Source organism: Klebsiella sp. CN_Kp075 (genome assembly GCF_040065055.2).
In the GTDB taxonomy this organism is placed as follows: domain Bacteria; phylum Pseudomonadota; class Gammaproteobacteria; order Enterobacterales; family Enterobacteriaceae; genus Klebsiella; species Klebsiella aerogenes.
Genome location: NZ_CM198050.1, coordinates 2301313 through 2323194, shown reverse-complemented (window position 1 = coordinate 2323194; position 21882 = coordinate 2301313). Strand labels below are relative to the sequence as shown.

Genomic DNA, 21882 nt, shown 5'->3' with positions numbered 1-21882 from the left:
AAGCGATGCATCGCCGGTATCCGTCACTACCTTTTGAGCTCTCTGGTCAGCCACTTTTCTGTTTTTCCGCCAAAAAATTGATCCAAACATAGGTAAGGACATTCCCAAGGACACAAATGCGAAAATGGTCGCGGCGGGCGTTTGCTAAAATATGGAAATAACAACAGGACTCGTCGCCGTTTCACGAGTCCCTTCTTTTTGCGCAATGTAAGGGTGTCTTCTTATGATTACGATTGACGGTAATGGCGCGGTCGCTTCAGTCGCGTTTCGCACGAGTGAAGTTATCGCCATCTACCCGATTACGCCCAGTTCAACGATGGCGGAGCAGGCCGACGCCTGGTCTGGCGATGGGCTGAAAAACGTCTGGGGGGACGTCCCCCGCGTGGTCGAAATGCAGTCGGAAGCCGGGGCTATCGGCGCCGTGCACGGCGCGCTGCAGACCGGCGCCCTTTCCACTTCCTTTACGTCATCGCAGGGCCTGCTGCTGATGATCCCGACGCTGTACAAGCTGGCCGGCCAGTTGATGCCTTTTGTCCTGCATGTCGCCGCCCGTACCGTCGCCACTCATGCGCTGTCAATTTTCGGCGATCATTCCGACGTGATGGCCGTGCGTCAGACCGGCTGCGCGATGCTCTGCGCCAGCAGCGTCCAGGAAGCGCAGGACTTCGCGCTGATTTCCCATATCGCCACGCTGCAAAGCCGCGTGCCGTTTATTCATTTCTTTGATGGGTTCCGCACCTCGCACGAAATCAACAAAATCGCTCCGCTGGCGGATGACACTATTCGTTCCCTGCTGCCGCAGGATAAAATCGCCGAGCATCGCCAACGCGCCCTTAACCCGGAGCATCCGGTCATTCGCGGCACCTCCGCCAATCCGGACACCTACTTCCAGTCCCGTGAAGCAACCAACCCTTGGTACGACGCGGTGTACGAGCACGTTGAAACGGCGATGAATGATTTCGCCGCCACCACCGGTCGCCAGTACAAACCGTTCGAATTTTACGGTCATCCGCAGGCGGAACGAGTTATTGTCATCATGGGGTCCGCTATCGGTACCTGTGAAGAGGTCGTTGATGAACTGCTGAGCCGTGGGGAAAAAGTCGGTGTGCTGAAAGTTCGCCTCTATCGCCCGTTCTCCGCCGCGCATCTGCTGCAGGCCTTACCGGAAAGCGCCCGCGCGGTTGCCGTACTGGATCGCACCAAAGAACCCGGCGCGCTGGCCGAACCGCTATACCTCGATGTTATGACCGCACTGGCGGAAGCCTTCAACCGCGGCGAGCGCGAAACGCTACCGCGTACTATTGGCGGCCGTTATGGTCTCTCGTCCAAAGAGTTTGGCCCGGAATGCGTGCTGGCTATCTTCAATGAATTACAAGCCGCACAGCCCAAGCCTCGTTTTACCGTAGGCATATACGATGATGTGACGAACCTTTCGCTGCCGCTGGGGGAAAACACGTTACCTGCGGAAGCGAAGCTGGAAGCGCTGTTTTACGGCCTCGGCAGCGACGGTAGCGTCTCGGCGACCAAAAACAATATCAAGATTATCGGCAACTCCACGCCGTGGTTCTCGCAGGGCTATTTTGTCTATGATTCGAAGAAGGCCGGCGGCCTGACCGTCTCGCACCTGCGCGTTAGCGAAAAACCGATCCGCTCGTCGTATCTGATCTCGCAGGCCGATTTCGTTGGCTGCCACCAGCTGCAATTTATCGATAAATATCAGATGGTAGAGCGGTTGAAGCCCGGCGGCATTTTCCTGCTCAATACGCCCTACAGCGCTGATGAGGTTTGGTCCCGCCTGCCGCAGGAAGTACAGGCCGCGCTGAATCAAAAGCAAGCGCGCTTTTATGTGGTTAACGCGGCGAAAATCGCCCGCGAGTGCAGCCTTGGCGCGCGCATCAACACCGTTATGCAGATGGCTTTTTTCCATTTAACCCAAATCCTGCCGGGCGACAGCGCGCTGGCCGAACTGCAGGGTGCGATTGCCAAAAGTTATAGCAGTAAAGGTCAGGAGCTGGTGGAACGCAACTGGCAGGCGCTGGCGCTGGCCCGCGAATCGCTGGCGGAAGTGCCGCTGCAGCCGGTTAACGCCAGCAGCCCTAATCGTCCGCCAGTGGTCTCCGATGCCGCGCCGGACTTTGTCAAAACCGTCACCGCGGCGATGCTTGCCGGTCTTGGCGATGCGCTGCCGGTCTCCGCGCTGCCGCCAGATGGTACCTGGCCCATGGGCACAACCCGTTGGGAAAAACGCAACATTGCCGAAGAAATCCCTATCTGGAAGGAGGAGCTGTGTACCCAGTGCAACCACTGCGTCGCCGCCTGTCCGCATTCGGCAATCCGCGCCAAAGTGGTCTCACCGCAAGAGATGGAAAACGCCCCTGCCAGCCTGCACTCGCTGGATGTGAAATCACGCGATATGCGCGGGCAGAAGTACGTTCTGCAGGTCGCGCCGGAAGATTGCACCGGCTGCAACCTATGCGTCGAAGTGTGTCCGGCGAAAGATCGCCAGAATCCTGACATCAAGGCCATCAATATGATGTCGCGCCTTGAGCACGTTGAAGAAGAGAAAGTCAATTATGATTACTTCCTCAATCTGCCGGAAATCGATCGCACGAAACTTGAGCGCATTGATATTCGTACCTCGCAGCTGATTAGTCCGCTGTTTGAATACTCCGGCGCCTGCTCCGGCTGCGGCGAAACGCCGTACATCAAACTGTTGACCCAGCTGTATGGCGATCGGATGTTGATTGCCAACGCCACCGGCTGTTCCTCTATTTACGGCGGCAACCTCCCCTCAACGCCTTATACCACTGACGCTAACGGCCGCGGTCCGGCGTGGGCCAACTCGTTGTTTGAAGACAACGCCGAATTCGGCCTGGGCTTCCGCTTAACCGTCGATCAACACCGCCAGCGCGTAATGCGGCTGTTGAGCGAATTTGCCGATAAGCTGCCGACTGAACTGAATGCCGCGCTACATGCGCAAGCGTCGCCGGAAGCGCGCCGCGAACAGGTCGCCGAGCTGCGTCAGGCGCTGACGGGCGTAGCCGGAGCCGAAGAGCTGCTCACCGATGCGGATGCTTTAGTTGAGAAATCGGTCTGGCTTATCGGCGGTGATGGCTGGGCCTATGATATTGGCTTTGGCGGCCTTGACCACGTGTTGAGCCTGACGGAAAACGTCAATATCCTGGTACTCGATACCCAGTGTTATTCTAACACCGGCGGGCAGGCATCGAAGGCGACGCCGCTCGGCGCGGTCACCAAGTTTGGCGAGCACGGCAAACGTAAGGCACGCAAAGATCTCGGCGTGAGCATGATGATGTACGGTCATGTCTATGTGGCGCAGATTTCGCTCGGTGCGCAGCTTAACCAGACGGTGAAAGCCATTCAGGAAGCGGAAGCCTATCCGGGTCCTTCGTTGATTATCGCCTATAGCCCGTGCGAGGAGCACGGCTACGACCTGGCGCTAAGCCATGACCAGATGCGCCAGCTGACGGCAACCGGTTTCTGGCCGCTGTACCGCTTCGACCCGCGTCGCGCCGATGAAGGTAAGCTGCCGCTGGCGCTGGACTCACGCCCGCCGTCAGACGCGCTGGCTGAGACGCTGCTCAACGAGCAACGCTTCCGCCGCCTGAACGCCCAGCAGCCGGAAGTTGCCGAGCAGTTGTGGAAAGACGCGGCCGCCGACCTACAAAAACGCTATGACTTCCTGGCCCAGCTGGCAGGTAAAGCGGAGAAACCGACAACCGAAAGCTAAACCGGCTGACGCAAATCTGGTGCTATAAAAAAAGCCCGAATAGTAAATCTATTCGGGCTTGTCATTTTCCGACAAATTAATCATTCAATATGAATGAGACGGCAACAATATAAGAATTCAATGACAATAAAGGCATATAACGCAGTCAGAATACGATATTCAATCTGTATTGTATAATTTTTATTTTATATATTTACCCGCAAACCATTCATACGGAAAATTATCATTACTGTATATTTATTTACTTTAGAATTTACTTATATTGTAACAATTGATACTTATCATATCAGAATGCGCTCCTTTAGCATAGCCGTACTTCCACCCAGGAAGTTAAAACAAAAATAGTTAAAGGAATATCCAAATCAAAAGAAAAGCACTGGCATTGGTTATCCCGGCATTATTGGCTGCCGGCGCTGCTCACGCGGCAGAAATTTATAATAAAGATGGCAACAAATTAGATCTCTACGGCAAGGTAGACGGTTTACATTATTTCTCCAGCGACTCCAGCAAAGACGGCGACCAGACCTACCTGCGTTTCGGCTTTAAAGGTGAAACGCAAATTAACAATATGCTCACCGGCTATGGTCAGTGGGAATACAACGTTCAGGCCAACAACACCGAAAGCTCCGGCGATCAGGCATGGACCCGTCTTGCATTCGCCGGGATCAAAGCGGGCGACTACGGTTCATTCGACTATGGCCGTAACTACGGCGTCCTGTACGACGTGGAAGCCTGGACCGATATGCTGCCAGAGTTCGGCGGCGACTCTTATACCCAGTCCGACAACTTTATGACCGGCCGCGCCAACGGTGTCGCGACCTATCGTAACAGCGATTTCTTCGGCCTGGTTAACGGCCTGAACTTCGCGCTTCAGTATCAGGGTAAAAACGAAAACCAGAATACTGAAGATATGAATGTGGGTACCAATAACCGCAGCACCGATGGCGATATTCGCTATGACAATGGCGACGGCTATGGCCTGTCCGCTACCTATGACTTAGGCATGGGTATCAGCGCTGGGGCAGCATATACTTCATCCGATCGTACAAACGCCCAGCAAAACTATACTGTTGGCGATCGCTACGCCAAGGGCGACAAAGCGGATGCCTGGACTGCAGGTCTAAAATATGACGCCAACAATGTATATCTGGCGACTATGTATTCTGAAACCCGTAATATGACGCCATATGGTTCTACCAACAGCGATCATGGCGGTGGTATCGCCAATAAGACGCAGAACTTTGAAGTCACCGCACAATATCAGTTCGACTTTGGCCTGCGTCCGGCGATCTCTTACCTGCAATCCAAAGGCAAAGACCTGAGTTATATGGGCCAGTACTCTGATAAAGACCTGGTTAAATATATGGATGTCGGCGCGACCTATTACTTCAACCGTAATATGTCCACCTACGTTGATTACAAAATCAACCTGCTCGACGGCAATGACGACTTCTATAAAGACAACGGTATTTCTACCGACAATATCGTAGCACTGGGTCTGGTATATCAGTTCTAATGCTTGCGCCCGCCGTTCACGGCGGGCGTTTCACTTAAACCAACAATAAATTGCCGGTTGTCGTACCAATTTGTGATTCACGCAGTAGCAGAACCTCAATCCTGATGGCATACTGTTTTGGTGGTTATTAAAACAGGAGGTTTTATGAGTAGAATGATTCTGGTACCCATCGATATTTCTGATAAAGAATTTACTCAACGTGTGATCCGCCACGTTGAATCCGAAGCACGCGTCGATGACGCGCAGGTGCATTTCCTCACCGTTATCCCTTCGCTACCCTACTACGCCTCTCTGGGTATGGCCTATACCACTGAACTGCCGGCAATGGATGAACTGCGCGCCGAATCGGAAGCGCAGTTGCGTGAACTGGCCAAAGGCTTCGCCATTCCGGAAGACAGAATGCATTTCCACGTTGCCGAAGGCTCGCCAAAAGATAAGATCCTGGCGCTGGCTAAATCGCTGCCCGCCGACCTGGTCATTATCGCCTCGCATCGCCCGGACATCACCACTTATCTGCTCGGCTCTAACGCCGCGGCGGTAGTGCGCCATGCCGAGTGCTCGGTACTGGTCGTCAGATAATCGCAAAGCCCGCCGCCCGGCGGGCTTTATTATCTTTACTCCTCGCGGATTAAAGTGCCGGAAAGATGCTGACATTGCCCCCCCGAATCCGTACCATACACGCCACGGTTTTCTATCAGACCTCACTCATTGCTACGCGCCAGCGGGAATTGCTCCAGCGACTGGCACAACGCGTGCTCTTCTGATGCCACACTATGAATTGAGCCACTATTAAATGCTGCAAAATCAAGAAATTAGTAAAAAAGAAAAATACAACATCGACAAGCTGCAGAAACGTCTGCGCCGTAATGTCGGTGAGGCGATCGCCGACTTCAACATGATTGAAGATGGCGACCGTATTATGGTCTGTCTTTCGGGCGGCAAAGACAGCTATACCATGCTGGAAATTCTGCGCAGCCTGCAAAAAAGCGCGCCTATTTCTTTTTCGCTGGTAGCCGTTAACCTCGATCAGAAACAGCCGGGCTTCCCGGAGCACATTCTGCCGGCGTATCTGGAACAGCTGGGCGTTGAGTATAAGATTGTCGAAGAGAACACTTACGGCATCGTTAAAGAGAAAATCCCGGAAGGCAAAACCACTTGCTCACTGTGCTCTCGTCTGCGCCGCGGCATTCTCTACCGTACGGCGACCGAACTGGGCGCGACCAAAATCGCGCTCGGCCATCACCGCGACGATATCCTGCAGACGCTGTTCCTCAACATGTTCTACGGCGGCAAAATGAAAGGTATGCCGCCGAAGCTAATGAGCGATGACGGCAAGCATATCGTTATCCGCCCGCTGGCCTACTGCCGCGAAAAAGATATCGAACGCTTCTCGCAGGCCAAAGGCTTCCCGATCATTCCTTGCAACCTGTGCGGATCCCAACCTAACCTGCAGCGTCAGGTGATCGCCGATATGCTGCGCGATTGGGATAAACGCTATCCTGGCCGTATCGAAACCATGTTTAGCGCAATGCAGAACGTGGTGCCGTCGCACCTGAGCGACGTCAATCTGTTTGATTTTAAATCCATCACTCACGGATCTGCGGTGGTTGACGGCGGCGATCTGGCTTTTGACCGCGAAGAGATCCCGCTGCAGCCTGCGGGCTGGCAGCCGGAAGAAGAAGACGCTCAGTTAGATGAACTGCGTCTGAATGTGGTTGAAGTAAAATAACAGGCAACACGTCTCCGGCAACCGCCGGAGACCATCACTTGTCGCCCCTTACTTCAGCAGACGTACGCGGCAGGACTTGCCTTTAATCTTGCCGTTTTGCAACTGCTTATACGCCTTCTGCGCCACGCCCTGGCGGATAGCGACATAAACATGCGCGGGATGAACGTTGATCTTACCGATATCGGCGCCTTCAAACCCCATATCGCCAGTTAACGCCCCCAGCACATCGCCCGGACGCATCTTCGCCTTCTTACCGCCATCGATACACAGGGTCGCCATCTCCGCCTGCAGCGGCGCAATATGATTACCCGCCGGCGCGTTAACCCAGTTGAGTTTGATCTGCAGCATTTCGGCAAGAATGTTAGCGCGCTGCGCCTCTTCCGGCGCGCAGAAACTAATCGCCAGGCCGCTTTCGCCTGCGCGGGCGGTTCGCCCGATACGGTGGACGTGCACTTCAGGATCCCACGCCAGTTCAAAGTTAACCACCAGCTCCAGCGATTTGATATCCAGACCGCGCGCCGCGACGTCGGTCGCCACCAGTACGCGGGCGCTACCGTTGGCAAAACGTACCAACGTCTGATCGCGGTCACGCTGTTCCAGGTCGCCATGAAGCGACAGCGCGCTCTGGCCGGCAGCGTTCAATGCATCGCACACCGCCTGACAATCGCGCTTAGTATTACAAAATACCACGCAGGAAGCCGGCTGATGCTGGCTGAGCAATTTTTGCAGCAGCTTGATTTTACCGCTTTGCGAAACGTCGAAGAACTGCTGTTCAATAGACGGCAGCGCATCAACGCTATCGATTTCGATCGTCTGCGGATCCCGCTGCACCCGGCCGCTGATCGCAGCGATGGCTTCCGGCCAGGTCGCGGAGAATAGTAAAGTCTGGCGCGAAGCCGGGGCATAACGAATCACTTCATCGATAGCATCGCTGAAGCCCATATCAAGCATGCGATCGGCTTCATCCATAACCAGCGTCTGCAGCGCATCCAGCGACACGGTCCCCTTCTGCAGGTGGTCAAGCAGGCGACCCGGCGTGGCGACAATAATATGCGGCGCATGCTGTAAGGAATCGCGCTGGGCGCCGAAAGGCTGGCCGCCGCAGAGGGTTAATATTTTAATATTTGACAAAAAGCGCGCCAGGCGACGCAGTTCGCCAGCAACCTGATCCGCCAGTTCGCGGGTCGGGCACAGAACCAGTGACTGGGTCTGGAACAGACCGGCGTCAACGTGCTGCAGCAATCCCAGACCAAAGGCCGCCGTTTTACCGCTGCCGGTTTTCGCCTGTACGCGCACATCCTTCCCTGCCAGGATTGCCGGCAACGCGGCGGCCTGCACCGGCGTCATCGCGTGGTATCCCAGTTCGTTAAGGTTGTTCAGTTGAGCTTCGGGCAAAAGGTTCAGTGTTGAAAAAGCGGTCACAATGTTTTCTCGCATTAAAGGGCGGACAATCTGCAGGCGCGTATCCTCGCAGATCTCCGCTCTTGATGCGACAATTTAATCGGGTCATCGTCCGGCGGCGGGTCGGGAAGCGGGTGTGGACGAGGCCGCGGATCGGGAACGGGCACCGGATCGTTAGGCTCAGGGCCGATGGGTATCGACTGCAATGATAGCGCCATTTTACGCATAGTTTATCCCCTCTCTTTACAGGACTATTCTTTAAGCGTAGAAGTTAGCTGGCAGAGGGCAAAAAAAAAGCCGACTCAATAAAGTCGGCGTCGTACGAATCAATTGTGCTATGCAGTAATTCAAAAAAGGAAGTAAGACAATATGGAGCGCAACGCCCATCGCTTGACGTTGCATTCACCTGCGAGAGAGATATTGCCCTGAATGGGTAGAAGGTTTATTGATTTCGCTCAAATATTGCCGGGGTTTCAACGGCAAAATCGCCTGTAAAGACAATTTCTTACAACCATTTACTACGATGTAACCACCAAGTAACACCACCAATTAGAACAACTAACATTACGCAAAAAATCGAAAAACCAAGATGCCAGCTGTTCCCCGGGATACCGCCAAGGTTGACGCCAAACAGCCCGGTCAGGAAGGTGCTGGGCAAAAAGACCATCGCCATCAACGACATCGTGTAAGTCCGCCGCGACAGCGACTCCTGCATAATCTGTGCGATTTCATCGCTCATGATCGCCGTGCGGGCAATACAGCTGTCAATCTCATCAAGCCCCCGTCCAAGACGGTCGGCAATATCCTGCATCCGGCGACGATGATCGTCACTCATCCACGGCAGGCGTTCACTGGCGAGGCGGGCGTAGACATCGCGCTGCGGGGCCATATAGCGGCGCATCACGATAAGCTGCTTACGCAGCAACGCCAGAAAACCGCGCGGCGGCACCTGCTGGTCGAGCAGGTCATCTTCAAGGTCGATAATCCGGTCGTGCAGCTGTTCAATAAACTCGCTGGCGTGATCGGTCAACGCATCGCAGATTTCCACCAGCCAGCTACCGCAATCCGTCGGCCCGTTGCCCTCCTGCAGATCGCCCAGCACATCATCCAGCGCCAGTACTTTACGCTGACGGGTGGAGACGATCAGCCGCTCGTCCATATACAGACGCATCGCCACCAGTTGATCGGGGCGTTCATCGGTGCTGCCGTTAATACAGCGCAAGGTGATTAGCGCGCCGTCGCCGATGCGCGTCACCCGCGGGCGCGTACTTTCCCCGGCCAGCGCGTCGCGAACGTTATTCGGCAACAGCGGCGTGGCGGCTAACCAGTCGGCGCTGTCGGTATGGGTATAATTGAGATGTAGCCAGCAGGGATTGCTCTTATCGATATTATCGTTATCAGCCAGCGGCTTTACGCCGCCCTGCCCGTCGAGCACCCATGCAAAGATGGCGTCCGGCACTTTCAGCTCCGAGCCCTTAATCGCGTCCACTGAACCTCCATTAATGCATGCCTGTAAAAAGCGTGAATAATCCATAAGGTACGCTATTCGGCTGAATTTCGCCTCCCGCAATCGTCGCAATCGCCTAACAAATAGGCAGCATACCGCTTTTGGCGACAGCTGATCATATTTGTATTACAATTACATCCGTAATTTTAATGAGGTTTTAGTATGAATATTTATCAAGCCCAGCCCCAGGATGTCGATACCGTCCTGCCGCTGTATCTCGCCTATCGTCGTTTCTATCAGGTCGAAGAAAATCTCGTTCAGGCGCGGGAGTTCATCCTTAAGCGCCTGCAACTGAATGAGTCGGTCATTTTCTTCGCAGAAGTGGACGGCAAAGCGGTGGGCTTTACCCAGCTCTATCCCCTGTTCTGCTCGCTGGAAATGAAGCGCATCTGGCTGCTTTACGATCTGTACGTTGATGAATCTGCCCGCCAGCACGGCGTAGCGCAGCAGTTGATTGCCCGTGCCGAACAGCTGGCAAAAGAGAGTGATTCAGCATTTATTATGCTTAGCACGGCAACCGATAATACTAAAGCGCAGGCGTTATACGAGCGTAGCGGCTTCGTACGTGATACGGATTTTTACGTCTATAACAAAATGCTCAAGTAAGTTGTTCAGGCCGCCAGAAAGGGAGAACCCGCCATTGGCGGGTTCTTATTAGTTCGTATCAGTCGTCGGCTAATCCACAGTAGTAACCCTTGCCATCGTCTGGGCGGGCACAGGACGGGATTAGCAGCAAGCGTTCATTTTTTCTCTTCCGCATAGCGGCGGGCGTTATCGTGTAAATTGGTGCACATGGTTATTACTCCATTTTTATAAGCAGACTAAGAGCCTATCCCATTAGGGCTATTTTACTTGCCATTTTGAACCAGGGCAGTGCTCGAAATCCTCACGTACTACGTGTACGCTCCGGTTTCTGCGCGCTGTCCGTGTTCAAACTGGCTGCGCCAATTACGCCTACTGGGATAGGCTCTAATCCTAGAAGCTTCCGTCAGATTTGCCACATTCCTGGCTAAAATTTTTCCCAGCCCAGCACCGATGCCCCCAGTAATCCCCCTTCGCGACTAAATTGCCCGGCGACCAGTAGTGGCTCAGCGCTCTTCAGCAGAATCTTTGCCCGCAACGCGGTATCAAGGCGCGCCAGCAGAGACGTTTCGCTCGCCAGCCCGCCGCCTGCGACGATTTTATGCGGCCCGAGGATATTTACCGCATGTGCCAACGGTTCGCTCACCAGATCAAGCCATACTTCAAGGGTGAACGCCGCTGTCTCTTCTCCGGCCATGCCCTGCGTCACGATCTCGACACTGCTTAGCGCCTGACCGCTGAGCAGTTGATGCAGCCGCTGCATCCCTTTTGCCCCGCCAAGGGTGTCAAGACACCCCTGCTGTCCGCAGCCGCAGGGCAGCCGCGGCAACTCAACTCCCCGCAGATGAGTGCGCGTAATGGGTCCGTGCCCCCACTCGGCGCCGATCCCCTGATTGCCGTAGAGGATTTTGCCGTTGATGGCAATCCCGCCGCCGATCCCGCTGCCGAGGATCACCCCTAACACCACCGGCAGATCTTTTGCCGCGCCGAAACGCGCTTCGGCCAGGGTAAAACAGTCAGCATCGTTAGCCATCGCCACCGGGCGCCCGAGCTCAGCCTGCAGGGATTGGATAATATCGATACCGGCAAACGGCGGAATGTTGCTCGACAGAATACGATCGTTGGCAACATCCACCACTCCGGCGCAGGAGAGCGCCAACGGACTCCGTCCGCTAATCGCATCGCCATATTGCGCGATAATCTCCTGTACGGCGTCGATGAATGCCGGCCAGGAAGTCAGCGGCATCGCCCGCTGACGCGGCATTACTACCTGGCCAGGCGCCGGAGAGATAGCGCTTTTAATAAAGGTTCCGCCAATATCCAGGCACAGCACGCTATTACTCATAGGCGAGAGTCCATGATGTCACGCAGGCCATCGCCCAGCAGGTTGAAGCCTAATACCGAAAAGACAATAGCCAGCCCCGGCCACAGCGAAATCCCCAGGCTGATGCCAAGGAAGTTACGCCCGTCGCTCATCATCGTTCCCCACTCCGGCATCGGCGGTTGCACGCCCATGCCGAGGAAGGAGAGCGAAGCGGCGGCCAGGATCACCGAGCCGCCGGTCAATGTCGCCTGCACGGTAATCGGCCCCAGGGTATTACGCAGAATGTAGTGAATTATCTGTCGGCGATAGCCAATTCCCAGCGCCCGCGCCGCTTCCATGTACTCCATATTCTTGATACCCAAGGTCAGGTTACGGCTGAGGCGCGCGTAAACCGGCACGGAGAAGATAGCGATCGCCAACAGCATATTCAGCAACCCTGCGCCGAGGACGCTGACCAGCAGGATAGCCAGCACGATGCCGGGAAAAGCGAAAATGACATCCATCACCCACATAATCAGGTGATCGACACTTTTCCCGCACAACGCGGCGATGATGCCCAGAGGCAGCCCCATCAGTAGCGACAGCGCCACGCTGACCACCACTTCAATCAGTGAGATCCTGGCGCCGTAAATAGTGCGGGAAAAGATATCGCGGCCATAGTCATCGGTGCCCAACCAGTGGTCGGCCGACGGCGCGGAGAGAATATTCAGCAGGTCCTGCGCGTAGGGATCGTAGTGGCTTAACCATGGCGCGAAGATGGCGCATATCAGGATTAAAGCGACGATGATGCCGCCGAGGGTCAGCGAGGGATGCTCCATCCCCCAGCGCAGGCCGCTGAGTACGCCGCTGCGCGATTTGGCGAGTGAAATTTCCGACATATCAGTCAAACCTTATTTTCGGGTTGATTCTGGCGATAATCATCTCGCCAACCAGGTTCATCACCACCACGCTTGCCACCGTAATCATCGTCACGCCCTGGATAACGGGATAATCGCGATAGCGCACCGAATCCACCAGATAGCGGCCTATCCCCGGCCAGTTAAACACCGACTCGGTCACCACCGCGCCGCCGATCAGGCTGCCGAAGTTGAGTGCGATAATGGTCACGATGGGGATCAGCGCATTACGCAGCGCATGCTTGAAATAGACCTGAAACGGCGCCAGCCCTTTGGCCCGCGCGGTGCGGATATAATCTTCGCCTAACACGTCAACCATACTGGAGCGGGTCATCCGCGACATTACCGCCATTGGGAAAATCCCCAGGCAGACCGACGGCAGGATATAGCTTTTCCAGCCATCCGCGCCCAGCAAAGGCAGCCAGCCCAGCTTCACCGAAAAAGTATCCATGGCGATCAGCGCCAGCCAGAAGTTGGCTATCGACGCGCCGGCTATCGCCACCAGCATCAGCACATGGTCGGCAACATGATTGCGGTAAATGGCCGCGCACATCCCCATGGGAATACCGAGGATCACCGCCATCATCCACGCCAGCAGCGCCAGGCCTAAGGTATAAGGAACCCGCTCGCTCATTTCGGTGGAGACCGGCTGGCCGGACTTCAGCGAGGTGCCAAAATCCCCCTTCAGCATTCCGCTGACGAAATGGCCATACTGCACCGCCAGCGGATCGTCCAGGCCGAGGCGCGTATGCATACGGCTGACATCATCCTGGGTGGCCTGCGGCCCTGCCATCAGGCGGGCCGGGTCACCGGGGAGCATCCTGATCGCCAGAAAGACAATCAGCGATGCGCCCAGTAGGATCAGCGGCAAAGAAAGCAGTTTTTTAATCACATAAGCTTTCATAACAACTCCACCCTGACCCCAGCGTTACGGTTTTTGCGCTTCGGTGACGATAATTTCGCCGCCCGGCTCCATCCGCACGCCTTTAATGGTGGCGCGGGTGGCGTACAGATCGTCCTGGAAATAGAGCATCACATGCGGCGCGTCCTGCATAATGGCCTTTTGCGCCGCCACATATTCGGCGATACGCGCGTTGTTATCCATGGTGGTCGCGGCTTTATCTAACAGCTCATCTACCTGCGGGTTGCGGTAGAAACCAAGGTTAGCCCCGGCCGGCGCGGCGCTCTGTGAGTAGTACAGCGGGCGCAGTTGCAAATCAGAACCATTAAGGCCGGAAGACCAGGAGGCCAGCACCGCATCGGTACGGTTGGCCAACTTTTCCGCCGCCGGGGCAAACGCCGCTTTGCTCCAGACGCCGCTCTCCATCTGCTGGATGTTAAGTTTCACGCCAACTTTGCCCCACATCGCCTGCAGGATTTGCGCGGTACGCGCATCCGGTCCCTGCACGGCGATGTTCATCTCAAAGCCCTGCGGGTACCCGGCCTCTTTTAATAGCGCTTTCGCTTTATCGAGATCCCACGGATAGTCGTTGAGGGTTTTATCATATCCTTCGTTCACCGGCGCCAGCGGCGAGTTGGCGGCAGAAGCAAAACCAAACATCACCGCCTTCAGCAGCGCTTCTTTGTCGGTCGCCAGGTTCAGCGCCTGACGCACGCGGACATCATTCAGCGGCTTTTGCTCAACGTTGAGCGCTACCCAGAATACCGACGCTCCCTGCCCCTGCTCCAGCTTCACCTGCGGGTTGCTTTTCAACTGCATACCAAACTGCGGCGGTACCGGGTTAATCACATCGACCTGGCCGGAAAGCAGCGCCATGTTCATCACCGACGGCTCCGCGCTCCAGGTCCACTTAATCTCATCCGGGCCGTGATTCTCGCCCCAGTATTTCGGGTTTTTCTTCTCCAGCACATATTCACCGGTTTTATACTCCTGCAGCATATATGGGCCGGTACCGTCCGCTTTACGGCCAATGGTGCCGGCTTTCGCCGCCGTGGGGCTCACCATCTTCGCTGAGCCGCCGGTCAACAGATTGAGGAAAGAGGGATAGACCTTTTTCAGCGTAATCTCGACGTTGTCATCATCGAGCTTCTTCACGGAAGCGATCACGTTGCGCATCCGCGAACTGGCTGCCAGTCCGCCTTTCGGGTCGATATGTCGTTCAATATTGGCGACGACCGCATCGGCATTGAACGGCGAGCCGTCATGGAAAGTGACGTTTTTACGCAGGGTAAAAGTCCAGACTTTACCGTCATCGCTGACCTTCCAGGCGGTGGCCAGCGCCGGGGCGATTTTGAAATCCGGCGACAAATCCACCAGACCTTCATACATCGGTTTTAAAACGGTATCGGTAAAGGTCGCGGTTTGGTCGCCCGGATCCATGCTACGCGGAGGTTCGTTTTGCATCACGTTCAGCGTCGCTGCCTGCAGCGCCGTCGCCCCGCCGGTTGCCAGTAAGCCTGCCAGAATGGCAAGTCGATATTTATTCATAATTGCCTTCATCCGTTAACCCCTACCTGTCTGTTATGTCGCCAGTTGTGGCTGTTATGTTGCGATTAGGTTTTCTTTTTACCCAAAACAGAGTCCCATAAATGTGATATTAGCCATGATTAACGCTTAATTAGGTAATAAATTTAACTTATATGTGATTGTTTAGTTATTTTTGAAAATAAACTGGTTGCTAAAGCGCCAGCCCGCGATTATGTTCAGAAAAAAGCGTTATGGCTGAGTAACTATGCTGAACAAACTCCACCAACAATTGATTCATTTGGTCTGTAGCGAGGAAGGCGCCAGCCGCGCAGACCTCGCCCGCCTGACGGGTATGAGTAAAGCGGCCATTGGCGCACTGGTAAAAGAGATGCTGGCCGATGGGCTGCTAGAGGAGAGCGATATGGCCGCTTCCGGCGGCCAGGGGCGCCCCTCCGTCACCCTTTCGCTGGCGCCGGACGCCGCTTACGCTATCGGCATCTCGCTGATTGATAATCAGCTGGTGTTGGTACTGATGAATGCCAGCGGTGAGAAAATCGCCGAGCGGCTGCTCACGCCGCTGCTTGAAATCCCCGCCTTAATCCAGCAACTGGCGGATGAAATCCGCAGTTTGTTAAACGATACGCTTATCGAGCGCCAACGGCTGGTCGGCATCGGTTTTGCCCTGTCTGCCTTTGTCGACGCCGCGCAATCGGTCTGCATACAGTCGGCGCTGCTGGGCTGGCATCAGGTACCGCTAGCTGAACTGTTAAGCCGCGCGACCGGCGGGATCCCGGTATTGATTGAAAACGACACCCGGGCGCTGGCGAACTGGGAGAAAACTTTTGGCCATCTACGCAAGCTGGAGAGCGCAGTGGTGATTTCTCACGGCAGCGGCATCGGCAGCGCGGCGGTCATCTGTAACCGAATCTGGCGCGGCGCCCACGGCGGCGCGGGAGAAATAGCCCACTGCACCATCGTGCCGGCGGGCACGCCTTGTCGCTGCGGGAAGCGTGGCTGTCTCGACACCATTGCGTCTCTCACCGCCATCTTTGAACAGGCGCGTATGGCCGGTATCGACACTAACCAACTGGATGAACTGGAAGCCATGGCGCGTAAGGGCCACAGCGCCGCCATCCAGATCCTGCATCGGGCCGGCGATGCGTTAGGGTTAGCCATTTCACATCAGATCCAGACTCACGATCCGGCGGCGATCATGCTTGCCCACCAGCCGGAAAGCTTTAACGGTTTACTGAATACCGTGATGCAACAAGCCATTGAAACCAACCTGTTGCCGGGGATGGCGGGAAAAACGCCGCTTATCTATCGTCCGCTGGCTCAGGACAGCTGGGCGCTCGCCGCGGCGAGCGTCGCGCTGACTCACGTTCTCTTTCCAGGATAATTTCGAGGTCCTTATGCGCATTGCCGTTGGCGGAATACATATTGAATGCAGCACGTTTAATCCGGTCCTGACTCATGAAGCGGAGTTTCGCACCGTCAAGGCCGAAGCCCTGCTGGAAGCGCCTCACTTTCAGTTTTTACGCGATTATCCGGCGACATTTCTGCCGACGCTGCACACCCGGGCGATTCCCGGAGGCCCGGTGGCGCGAGAGACCTATGAACAGTTCAAGGCCGAATTCTTAAGCCGGCTGCAGGCGCAACTGCCAATCGACGGCCTGTACCTTGCGATGCACGGCGCAATGTACGTTGAAGGTATGGAAGACGCTGAAGGCGACTGGATCACCGCCGCCCGCGCCTGCGTCGGCGATGACTGCCCGATTGCCGTCAGCTACGATCTTCACGGTAACGTGACCCAGCGCATCATCGACGCCATCGATATCTACTCAACCTATCGCACCGCGCCGCATATCGATATCGAAGAGACCATGCGCCGTTCGGTCAGTATGCTGGTGAATAGTCTGCAAAGCGGCGTGCGCCCGGGCATAGTGTGGGCCCCTATCCCGGTATTACTGCCTGGCGAGCGAACCAGTACGGAAGATGAACCGGCAAAAAGCCTGTACGCCATGTTGCCGCACAGCGACCAGATCGACGGCGTACTCGATAGCTCATTAATGGTCGGCTACGTGTGGGCCGATGAACCGCGCGCCACCGCCGCGGCCATTTTTACCGGCACCGATCGCGCGGTACTGGAGCAACAGGCCGCCAAACTGGCGCAGGCCTATTGGGATGCGCGGGAAGATTTTGTTTTCGGCTGTCGGACGGGCAGCGTCGCCGAATGCGTCGCTCAGGCCATCGCCAGCGCCACGGGCCCGGTGATCCTGGCGGATTCTGGCGATAATCCAACCGGCGGCGGCGTCGGCGATCGCGGCGATGTGCTCGCCGAACTGCTACGCCAGCAGGCGCAAAATACCCTGGTGGCCGGCATTACCGACGCGCCGGCGACGCGTGCGGCCTTTGAGGCCGGCATTGGCGCAGAACTGCAGTTGACTATCGGCGCCAGCCTCGATCCGGAGGGTATCAGCGCGAGCGCGCGTTTTACCGTCACCGGTCTGCTGGCGGCGGATCCGCAGCGCCCGGCCAATCAGGCGGTGCTACAGACAGGTGGTGTTACCGTGGTGGTAGCCGACCGCCGACGCCCGTATCACGATATCGCTGACTTTAGCGCGTTGGGGCTCAACCCGCGGCAGGTGAAAATCCTGGTGGTCAAATCCGGCTATTTATCGCCGGAGCTGGCGCCGTTGGCCAATCCGAACCTGATGGCGCTCTCGGAAGGGGTGGTCGATCAGGATATTGAACGGGTGGCGCGTCTGCGGATGCTGACACCGACCTGGCCATTTAAGCGTGATCTCGAATTCACCCCACTGGTGCGGGTTTCCGCTCGCGCGCCCTTTGCCGGGGAGTGCTGACTCATGAACCGTGAAACGCCTGCGCCAGTGCTGGCCGTCGACAATCTGAGCGTCGCATTCCGCCACGGCGATAGCTGGCAGAAAGTGGTGCGTAATATCTGTTTTAGCCTCTATCCAGGTAAGACGCTGGCGATCGTCGGCGAATCCGGCTCGGGTAAAAGCGTGACGGCGATGGCCATTATGCGTCTGCTTTCTGCCCGGCATAGCCGTACCGAGGGACAGGTGCTGCTCGGCGGCAAATCCCTGCTCGACCTTCCTGAAGAGGAGATGCGTCGCGTGCGCGGCGCCGAGGTGGCGATGATTTTTCAGGAGCCGATGACCAGTCTTAACCCGGCATTTACTATCGGCAATCAGATAGCGGAAGTTTTTATCCGCCATCAGGGCTTATCGGCGCGCCAGGCGAAGCAGGAGGCCATCGCCCTGCTGGAAAAAGTCCGCATTCCGCATGCCGCGCAACGTTTCGATGAATATCCGCATCAGTTTTCCGGCGGTATGCGCCAGCGTGCGATGATCGCGATGGCGCTGGCCCTGAAGCCGAAACTGCTGATCGCCGATGAACCCACGACCGCGCTGGACGTCACTATCCAGGGGCAAATCCTCGATCTGATTAAAACCCTACAGGCAGAAAACAATACCGCGGTGCTGTTTATTACCCATGATATGGGCGTAGTCGCGGAAACCGCCGACGATACGCTGGTGATGTTTCGCGGCGATGCCATCGAATGCGAGCGTACGCCGACGCTATTCGCCACCCCGCAGCAGCCCTATACCCGTACGCTGCTGGCCTCGGTACCCGCGGCAGGTGAAATGGATATATGCTCGACCCCCTGTAAGTTCCCATCGGTGAACCTGCAAACCGGGGAAATCCGTCGTTACCCGCCAGAGCCTGACCTCAGCCTGACCAGCAACGAGCCGGTATTATCGGTCAAAAATCTGGTCACCCGTTTTCCAGTTAAAAAAGGCTTTTTTAATCAGTTAGCCGGGCATATCCACGCCGTAGAAAACGTTAGCTTTGATCTATGGCCCGGTGAAACGCTATCGCTGGTGGGCGAATCCGGCTGCGGTAAATCGACCACCGGTCGCAGTCTCATTCGCCTGGTCCAGGCGCAATCCGGCCATGTTCGCCTTAATGGCTATGACGTCCTGCAAGCCGGGCGCCAACAGCAAAAGCGGATGCGTCAGGATATCCAGATGATTTTTCAGGATCCGTTCGCCAGCCTGAATCCACGGCTGAAAATCCAGGAAACGTTGATTGAACCACTGCTGGAAAATGGCCTCGCCACCCGCCAGCAGGCGCTGGCGCGCGCCCATGAATTGATTGAGAAAGTGGGACTCAGCGTCGCGGTGCTTAACCGCTATCCGCATGAATTTTCCGGTGGTCAGCGCCAGCGCATCTGCATTGCCCGCGCGCTGGCGATGAATCCCAAGGTGATTATCGCCGACGAGTCGGTGTCGGCGCTGGATGTGTCGGTCAAAGCGCAGGTGGTCAACCTGATTATCGAACTGCAACGAACGATGAAAATCGCCTTTCTGTTCATCTCTCATGATATGGCGGTGATTGAACGCATCAGTCACCGGGTAGCGGTCATGTATCTCGGCGAAATCGTCGAAATTGGCCCGCGGCAGGCAATTTTCGCCAATCCGCAACACCCCTATACGCAGAAGTTAATTGCGGCGATCCCGAAAACCGATCCGTCTCGCCGACATCTTCTGCGCGAAGCCAATAACGATGAACTACCCTCGCCGTTTCGCGATAAAGACTGGCAACCGCCGACCCGCCGCTACGAGCAAGTCGGTAATCAGCACTGGGTAATGCGCTGAGCGGAGTACCTTTAAATAGACCGGCTCAACGCTCTGTAGTCTGCGCTGAGCCGGTCCCCCTTCCCAAAAAGCGATGCACAATCTCCTCTTTTAGCTGACAACGCATTTTTTGCTGCTTTTTGCGATTCACATTCTCACTTCATGCTGTATTATGCGGTTTATTGCAGCCTTTTGCAGGAACAGCGATTATGCATAAAACCGCCCGACAACAGTTTTTACTCGAACTACTGAGCGAAAACGGTCAAATTAGCATCAGCGAACTGGTCGAACGATTGCAGGTCTCGCCCGATACCGTTCGCCGCGATCTTAGTGACCTGGAAAAACGCGGACTGGTACAGAAAAACCATGGCGGCGCTATCGCTCTCGATCTTCCAGCTATGAATCGTCAGGCGCGCAATGCGCTGCTGCCCGAGACTAAGCAACGCCTCGGCGCGCTGGTCGCCCGTGAGATTCCTCCAGGATCAACGCTATTTTTAGACGCCGGCAGCACGGTACTGGCCGTCGCCGCTCATCTAAAAGGACCGCTGACGGTCATCACCCCTTCGCTGGATATTGCCCAACTATTTAGCGAACGGCCCGATATCGAGTTGGTTTTACTTGGCGGAAAATGGGATATGCGGCAGCGGCTGTTTGCCGGTAGCGCCACGCTGGCGCTGCTTTCTCGTTACCGCGCGGATATCGCCATTCTCGGCGCCTGCGCGATCCATGCGCAACAAGGGCTTAGCGCCAGCCAGGAAGCGGATGCGGAGGTAAAGCGCGCGATGCTGGCAGCCAGCGTCGAGCACTGGCTGGTGGCTGACCATCTGAAACTTAATCGCTGCGAGCCATACCTGGTCGCCGAACTGAAACACATCGATCGTCTGTTCCTCGACAAGCCATGGCACGCGCTTGGCGAAGACAATTCAATGCAGGTCAGCATTGCTGACGCTGAATAACGTGGAGAAAGTCATGCATAAAGTTATCACCGGCGCAGGTAAACCTATTAACATTGCGCTGATCGGCTATGGATTTGTCGGCAAAACGTTTCACGCGCCGCTCATCAACGCGGTCGAGGGGTTAAAGCTTGCCGTCGTCGCCTCCCGCGATGAAGCCAAAGTGAAGCAGGACCTGCCAGATGTCACGGTAATCGCTTCTCCGGAAGAGGCCATTCAGCATCCGGATGTCGATCTGGTGGTACTCGCTTCGCCGAACGCCACCCACGCCCCGCTGGCTCGACTGGCGTTGAACGCCGGTAAGCACGTGGTGGTGGATAAGCCCTTCACTCTCGATATGCAGGAAGCGCGCGAGCTGATCGCGCTGGCGGACGAAAAGCAACGACTGCTTTCAGTCTTCCACAATCGCCGTTGGGATAGCGATTATCTCGGCGTTAAGCAGGCCATCGAGCAGGGGCTGATCGGCAAGGTTAAGCATTTCGAGTCGCATATCGACCGTTTCCGCCCGGAAGTACGCGTTCGCTGGCGCGAGCAGAACGTGCCGGGCAGCGGCCTGTGGTTTGACATCGGCCCGCACCTGATCGACCAGACGCTACAACTTTTCGGCCTGCCGCAATCGGTACAAGGCAATATCGCTACCCTCCGACAGGGCGCGGAGATCAACGATTGGGCGCACGTGGTGCTGAATTATCCGCAGCACAAAGTGGTTTTGCACTGTAGCATGCTGGTGGCCGGCGGCGTCTCGCGCTTCACGGTCCACGGCGATAGCGGCAGCCTCGTGAAACTGAAAGCAGACCAGCAAGAGAGCCAGCTGCTGGCTGGGGTCGTCCCAGGGAGCGAAAGCTGGGGCCAGGATGACGACAGCATGACGCTGTTCGACGCCAGCCTGCAGGCGCACACGCTCGCCACGCCGAAAGGCGATCAGCGTCAGTACTATATTCAGGTTCGCGATGCCCTGCAGGGCAAAATCGCCAACCCGGTGCCGCCGCTACAGGCGCTGGCGGTGATGGCGGTGCTGGAAGCCGCCGTTGCTTCAGCAGAAAGCGGCAGCGTGCAAAAGCTGGCGTTAACCACCGACGAACTGACCGGGCTTCAGTAACCCCTTGAGGAATAGCGGCTGCAGCTCCGCGC

General features: G+C 56.2%; 17 protein-coding genes. 10 read left to right on the top strand and 7 right to left on the bottom strand.

Annotated features, from left to right (window positions below):
* The first annotated feature begins 223 nt into the window (after positions 1–223).
* The 4 genes from nifJ to ttcA all read left to right on the top strand — a co-directional run bounded on the left by nifJ (position 224) and on the right by ttcA (position 6996).
* Entirely contained in the window at positions 224–3751 is a 3528-nt protein-coding gene (gene nifJ / locus ABLV78_RS11070; protein ID WP_047048934.1) for a pyruvate:ferredoxin (flavodoxin) oxidoreductase, read from the top strand.
* 361 nt (positions 3752–4112) lie between these two features.
* Positions 4113–5267, top strand: a complete 1155-nt coding sequence (gene ompC, locus ABLV78_RS11065; protein ID WP_047048936.1) for a porin OmpC — start codon at positions 4113–4115, stop codon at positions 5265–5267.
* 144 nt (positions 5268–5411) lie between these two features.
* Positions 5412–5846: a universal stress protein UspF gene (gene uspF, locus ABLV78_RS11060; RefSeq protein WP_047048939.1), complete on the top strand. Its 435-nt coding sequence runs from the start codon at positions 5412–5414 to the stop codon at positions 5844–5846.
* Positions 5847–6060: 214 nt separating this feature from the next.
* Positions 6061–6996, top strand: a complete 936-nt coding sequence (gene ttcA / locus ABLV78_RS11055; protein WP_015366315.1) for a tRNA 2-thiocytidine(32) synthetase TtcA — start codon at positions 6061–6063, stop codon at positions 6994–6996.
* Between the two features lie 48 nt (positions 6997–7044).
* Here the strand turns inward: ttcA and dbpA are convergent, their stop codons facing one another.
* The 3 genes from dbpA to zntB form a co-directional block, all read right to left on the bottom strand.
* On the bottom strand, positions 7045–8418 hold the full coding sequence (gene dbpA / locus ABLV78_RS11050) for an ATP-dependent RNA helicase DbpA (protein WP_047049019.1): 1374 nt from the start codon (positions 8416–8418) through the stop codon (positions 7045–7047).
* 14 nt (positions 8419–8432) lie between these two features.
* Entirely contained in the window at positions 8433–8615 is a 183-nt protein-coding gene (ynaL, locus tag ABLV78_RS11045) for a proline-rich small protein YnaL (protein ID WP_071596126.1), read from the bottom strand.
* Between the two features lie 287 nt (positions 8616–8902).
* Entirely contained in the window at positions 8903–9886 is a 984-nt protein-coding gene (zntB, locus tag ABLV78_RS11040) for a zinc transporter ZntB (RefSeq protein WP_045397470.1), read from the bottom strand.
* Between the two features lie 180 nt (positions 9887–10066).
* Here zntB and ABLV78_RS11035 point away from each other — a divergent pair, with 180 nt between their 5' ends.
* Complete coding sequence (locus ABLV78_RS11035) at positions 10067–10510, top strand: GNAT family N-acetyltransferase (RefSeq protein WP_045397472.1); 444 nt, start codon at positions 10067–10069, stop codon at positions 10508–10510.
* A gap of 403 nt (positions 10511–10913) precedes the next feature.
* On the opposite strand, the gene ABLV78_RS11030 is transcribed toward ABLV78_RS11035, so the two are convergent.
* Genes ABLV78_RS11030 through ABLV78_RS11015 form a run of 4 tightly spaced genes read right to left on the bottom strand, consistent with a single transcriptional unit; the run spans position 10914 to position 15167 of the window.
* Positions 10914–11831 carry an ROK family protein gene (locus tag ABLV78_RS11030; protein WP_047048944.1) on the bottom strand — a complete coding sequence of 306 codons (918 nt, stop codon included), beginning with the start codon at positions 11829–11831 and terminating at the stop codon, positions 10914–10916.
* Positions 11828–12688: an ABC transporter permease gene (locus ABLV78_RS11025; RefSeq protein WP_047048947.1), complete on the bottom strand. Its 861-nt coding sequence runs from the start codon at positions 12686–12688 to the stop codon at positions 11828–11830. The genes ABLV78_RS11030 and ABLV78_RS11025 overlap by 4 nt, the downstream gene beginning before the upstream one ends.
* A gap of 1 nt (position 12689) precedes the next feature.
* Complete coding sequence (locus ABLV78_RS11020; protein ID WP_045397480.1) at positions 12690–13610, bottom strand: ABC transporter permease; 921 nt, start codon at positions 13608–13610, stop codon at positions 12690–12692.
* Positions 13611–13634: 24 nt separating this feature from the next.
* Positions 13635–15167 carry an ABC transporter substrate-binding protein gene (locus ABLV78_RS11015; RefSeq protein WP_047048950.1) on the bottom strand — a complete coding sequence of 511 codons (1533 nt, stop codon included), beginning with the start codon at positions 15165–15167 and terminating at the stop codon, positions 13635–13637.
* Positions 15168–15399: 232 nt separating this feature from the next.
* Here ABLV78_RS11015 and ABLV78_RS11010 point away from each other — a divergent pair, with 232 nt between their 5' ends.
* From ABLV78_RS11010 to ABLV78_RS10990, 5 genes are all read left to right on the top strand, one after another.
* Positions 15400–16533: an ROK family transcriptional regulator gene (locus tag ABLV78_RS11010; protein ID WP_047048953.1), complete on the top strand. Its 1134-nt coding sequence runs from the start codon at positions 15400–15402 to the stop codon at positions 16531–16533.
* A gap of 13 nt (positions 16534–16546) precedes the next feature.
* The gene (locus ABLV78_RS11005; RefSeq protein WP_348865382.1) at positions 16547–17998 is read left to right on the top strand and encodes a M81 family metallopeptidase; all 1452 of its coding nucleotides are present in this window, start codon (positions 16547–16549) and stop codon (positions 17996–17998) included.
* Between the two features lie 3 nt (positions 17999–18001).
* Positions 18002–19819, top strand: a complete 1818-nt coding sequence (locus ABLV78_RS11000) for an ABC transporter ATP-binding protein (protein ID WP_047048959.1) — start codon at positions 18002–18004, stop codon at positions 19817–19819.
* 188 nt (positions 19820–20007) lie between these two features.
* A complete protein-coding gene (locus ABLV78_RS10995; protein ID WP_045397495.1) occupies positions 20008–20754 on the top strand; it encodes a DeoR/GlpR family DNA-binding transcription regulator in 747 nt (248 codons plus the stop codon).
* A 13-nt stretch (positions 20755–20767) separates the two neighbouring features.
* A complete protein-coding gene (locus tag ABLV78_RS10990) occupies positions 20768–21850 on the top strand; it encodes an oxidoreductase (RefSeq protein ID WP_047048962.1) in 1083 nt (360 codons plus the stop codon).
* Positions 21851–21882: the final 32 nt, after the last annotated feature.

Bases quoted from the DNA above. Each gene is read 5' to 3' on its own strand.
- ABLV78_RS11010 (WP_047048953.1), top strand. From the start codon at position 15,400: ATGCTGAACAAACTCCACCAACAATTGATTCATTTGGTCTGTAGCGAG.
- ABLV78_RS10995 (WP_045397495.1), top strand. From the start codon at position 20,008: ATGCATAAAACCGCCCGACAACAGTTTTTACTCGAACTACTGAGCGAA.
- ynaL (WP_071596126.1), bottom strand. From the start codon at position 8,615: ATGGCGCTATCATTGCAGTCGATACCCATCGGCCCTGAGCCTAACGAT.
- ttcA (WP_015366315.1), top strand. From the start codon at position 6,061: ATGCTGCAAAATCAAGAAATTAGTAAAAAAGAAAAATACAACATCGAC.
- ABLV78_RS11005 (WP_348865382.1), top strand. From the start codon at position 16,547: ATGCGCATTGCCGTTGGCGGAATACATATTGAATGCAGCACGTTTAAT.
- uspF (WP_047048939.1), top strand. From the start codon at position 5,412: ATGAGTAGAATGATTCTGGTACCCATCGATATTTCTGATAAAGAATTT.
- ABLV78_RS11020 (WP_045397480.1), bottom strand. From the start codon at position 13,610: ATGAAAGCTTATGTGATTAAAAAACTGCTTTCTTTGCCGCTGATCCTA.
- ABLV78_RS11025 (WP_047048947.1), bottom strand. From the start codon at position 12,688: ATGTCGGAAATTTCACTCGCCAAATCGCGCAGCGGCGTACTCAGCGGC.
- ABLV78_RS11030 (WP_047048944.1), bottom strand. From the start codon at position 11,831: ATGAGTAATAGCGTGCTGTGCCTGGATATTGGCGGAACCTTTATTAAA.
- nifJ (WP_047048934.1), top strand. From the start codon at position 224: ATGATTACGATTGACGGTAATGGCGCGGTCGCTTCAGTCGCGTTTCGC.
- ABLV78_RS11015 (WP_047048950.1), bottom strand. From the start codon at position 15,167: ATGAAGGCAATTATGAATAAATATCGACTTGCCATTCTGGCAGGCTTA.
- ABLV78_RS10990 (WP_047048962.1), top strand. From the start codon at position 20,768: ATGCATAAAGTTATCACCGGCGCAGGTAAACCTATTAACATTGCGCTG.
- ABLV78_RS11035 (WP_045397472.1), top strand. From the start codon at position 10,067: ATGAATATTTATCAAGCCCAGCCCCAGGATGTCGATACCGTCCTGCCG.
- ABLV78_RS11000 (WP_047048959.1), top strand. From the start codon at position 18,002: ATGAACCGTGAAACGCCTGCGCCAGTGCTGGCCGTCGACAATCTGAGC.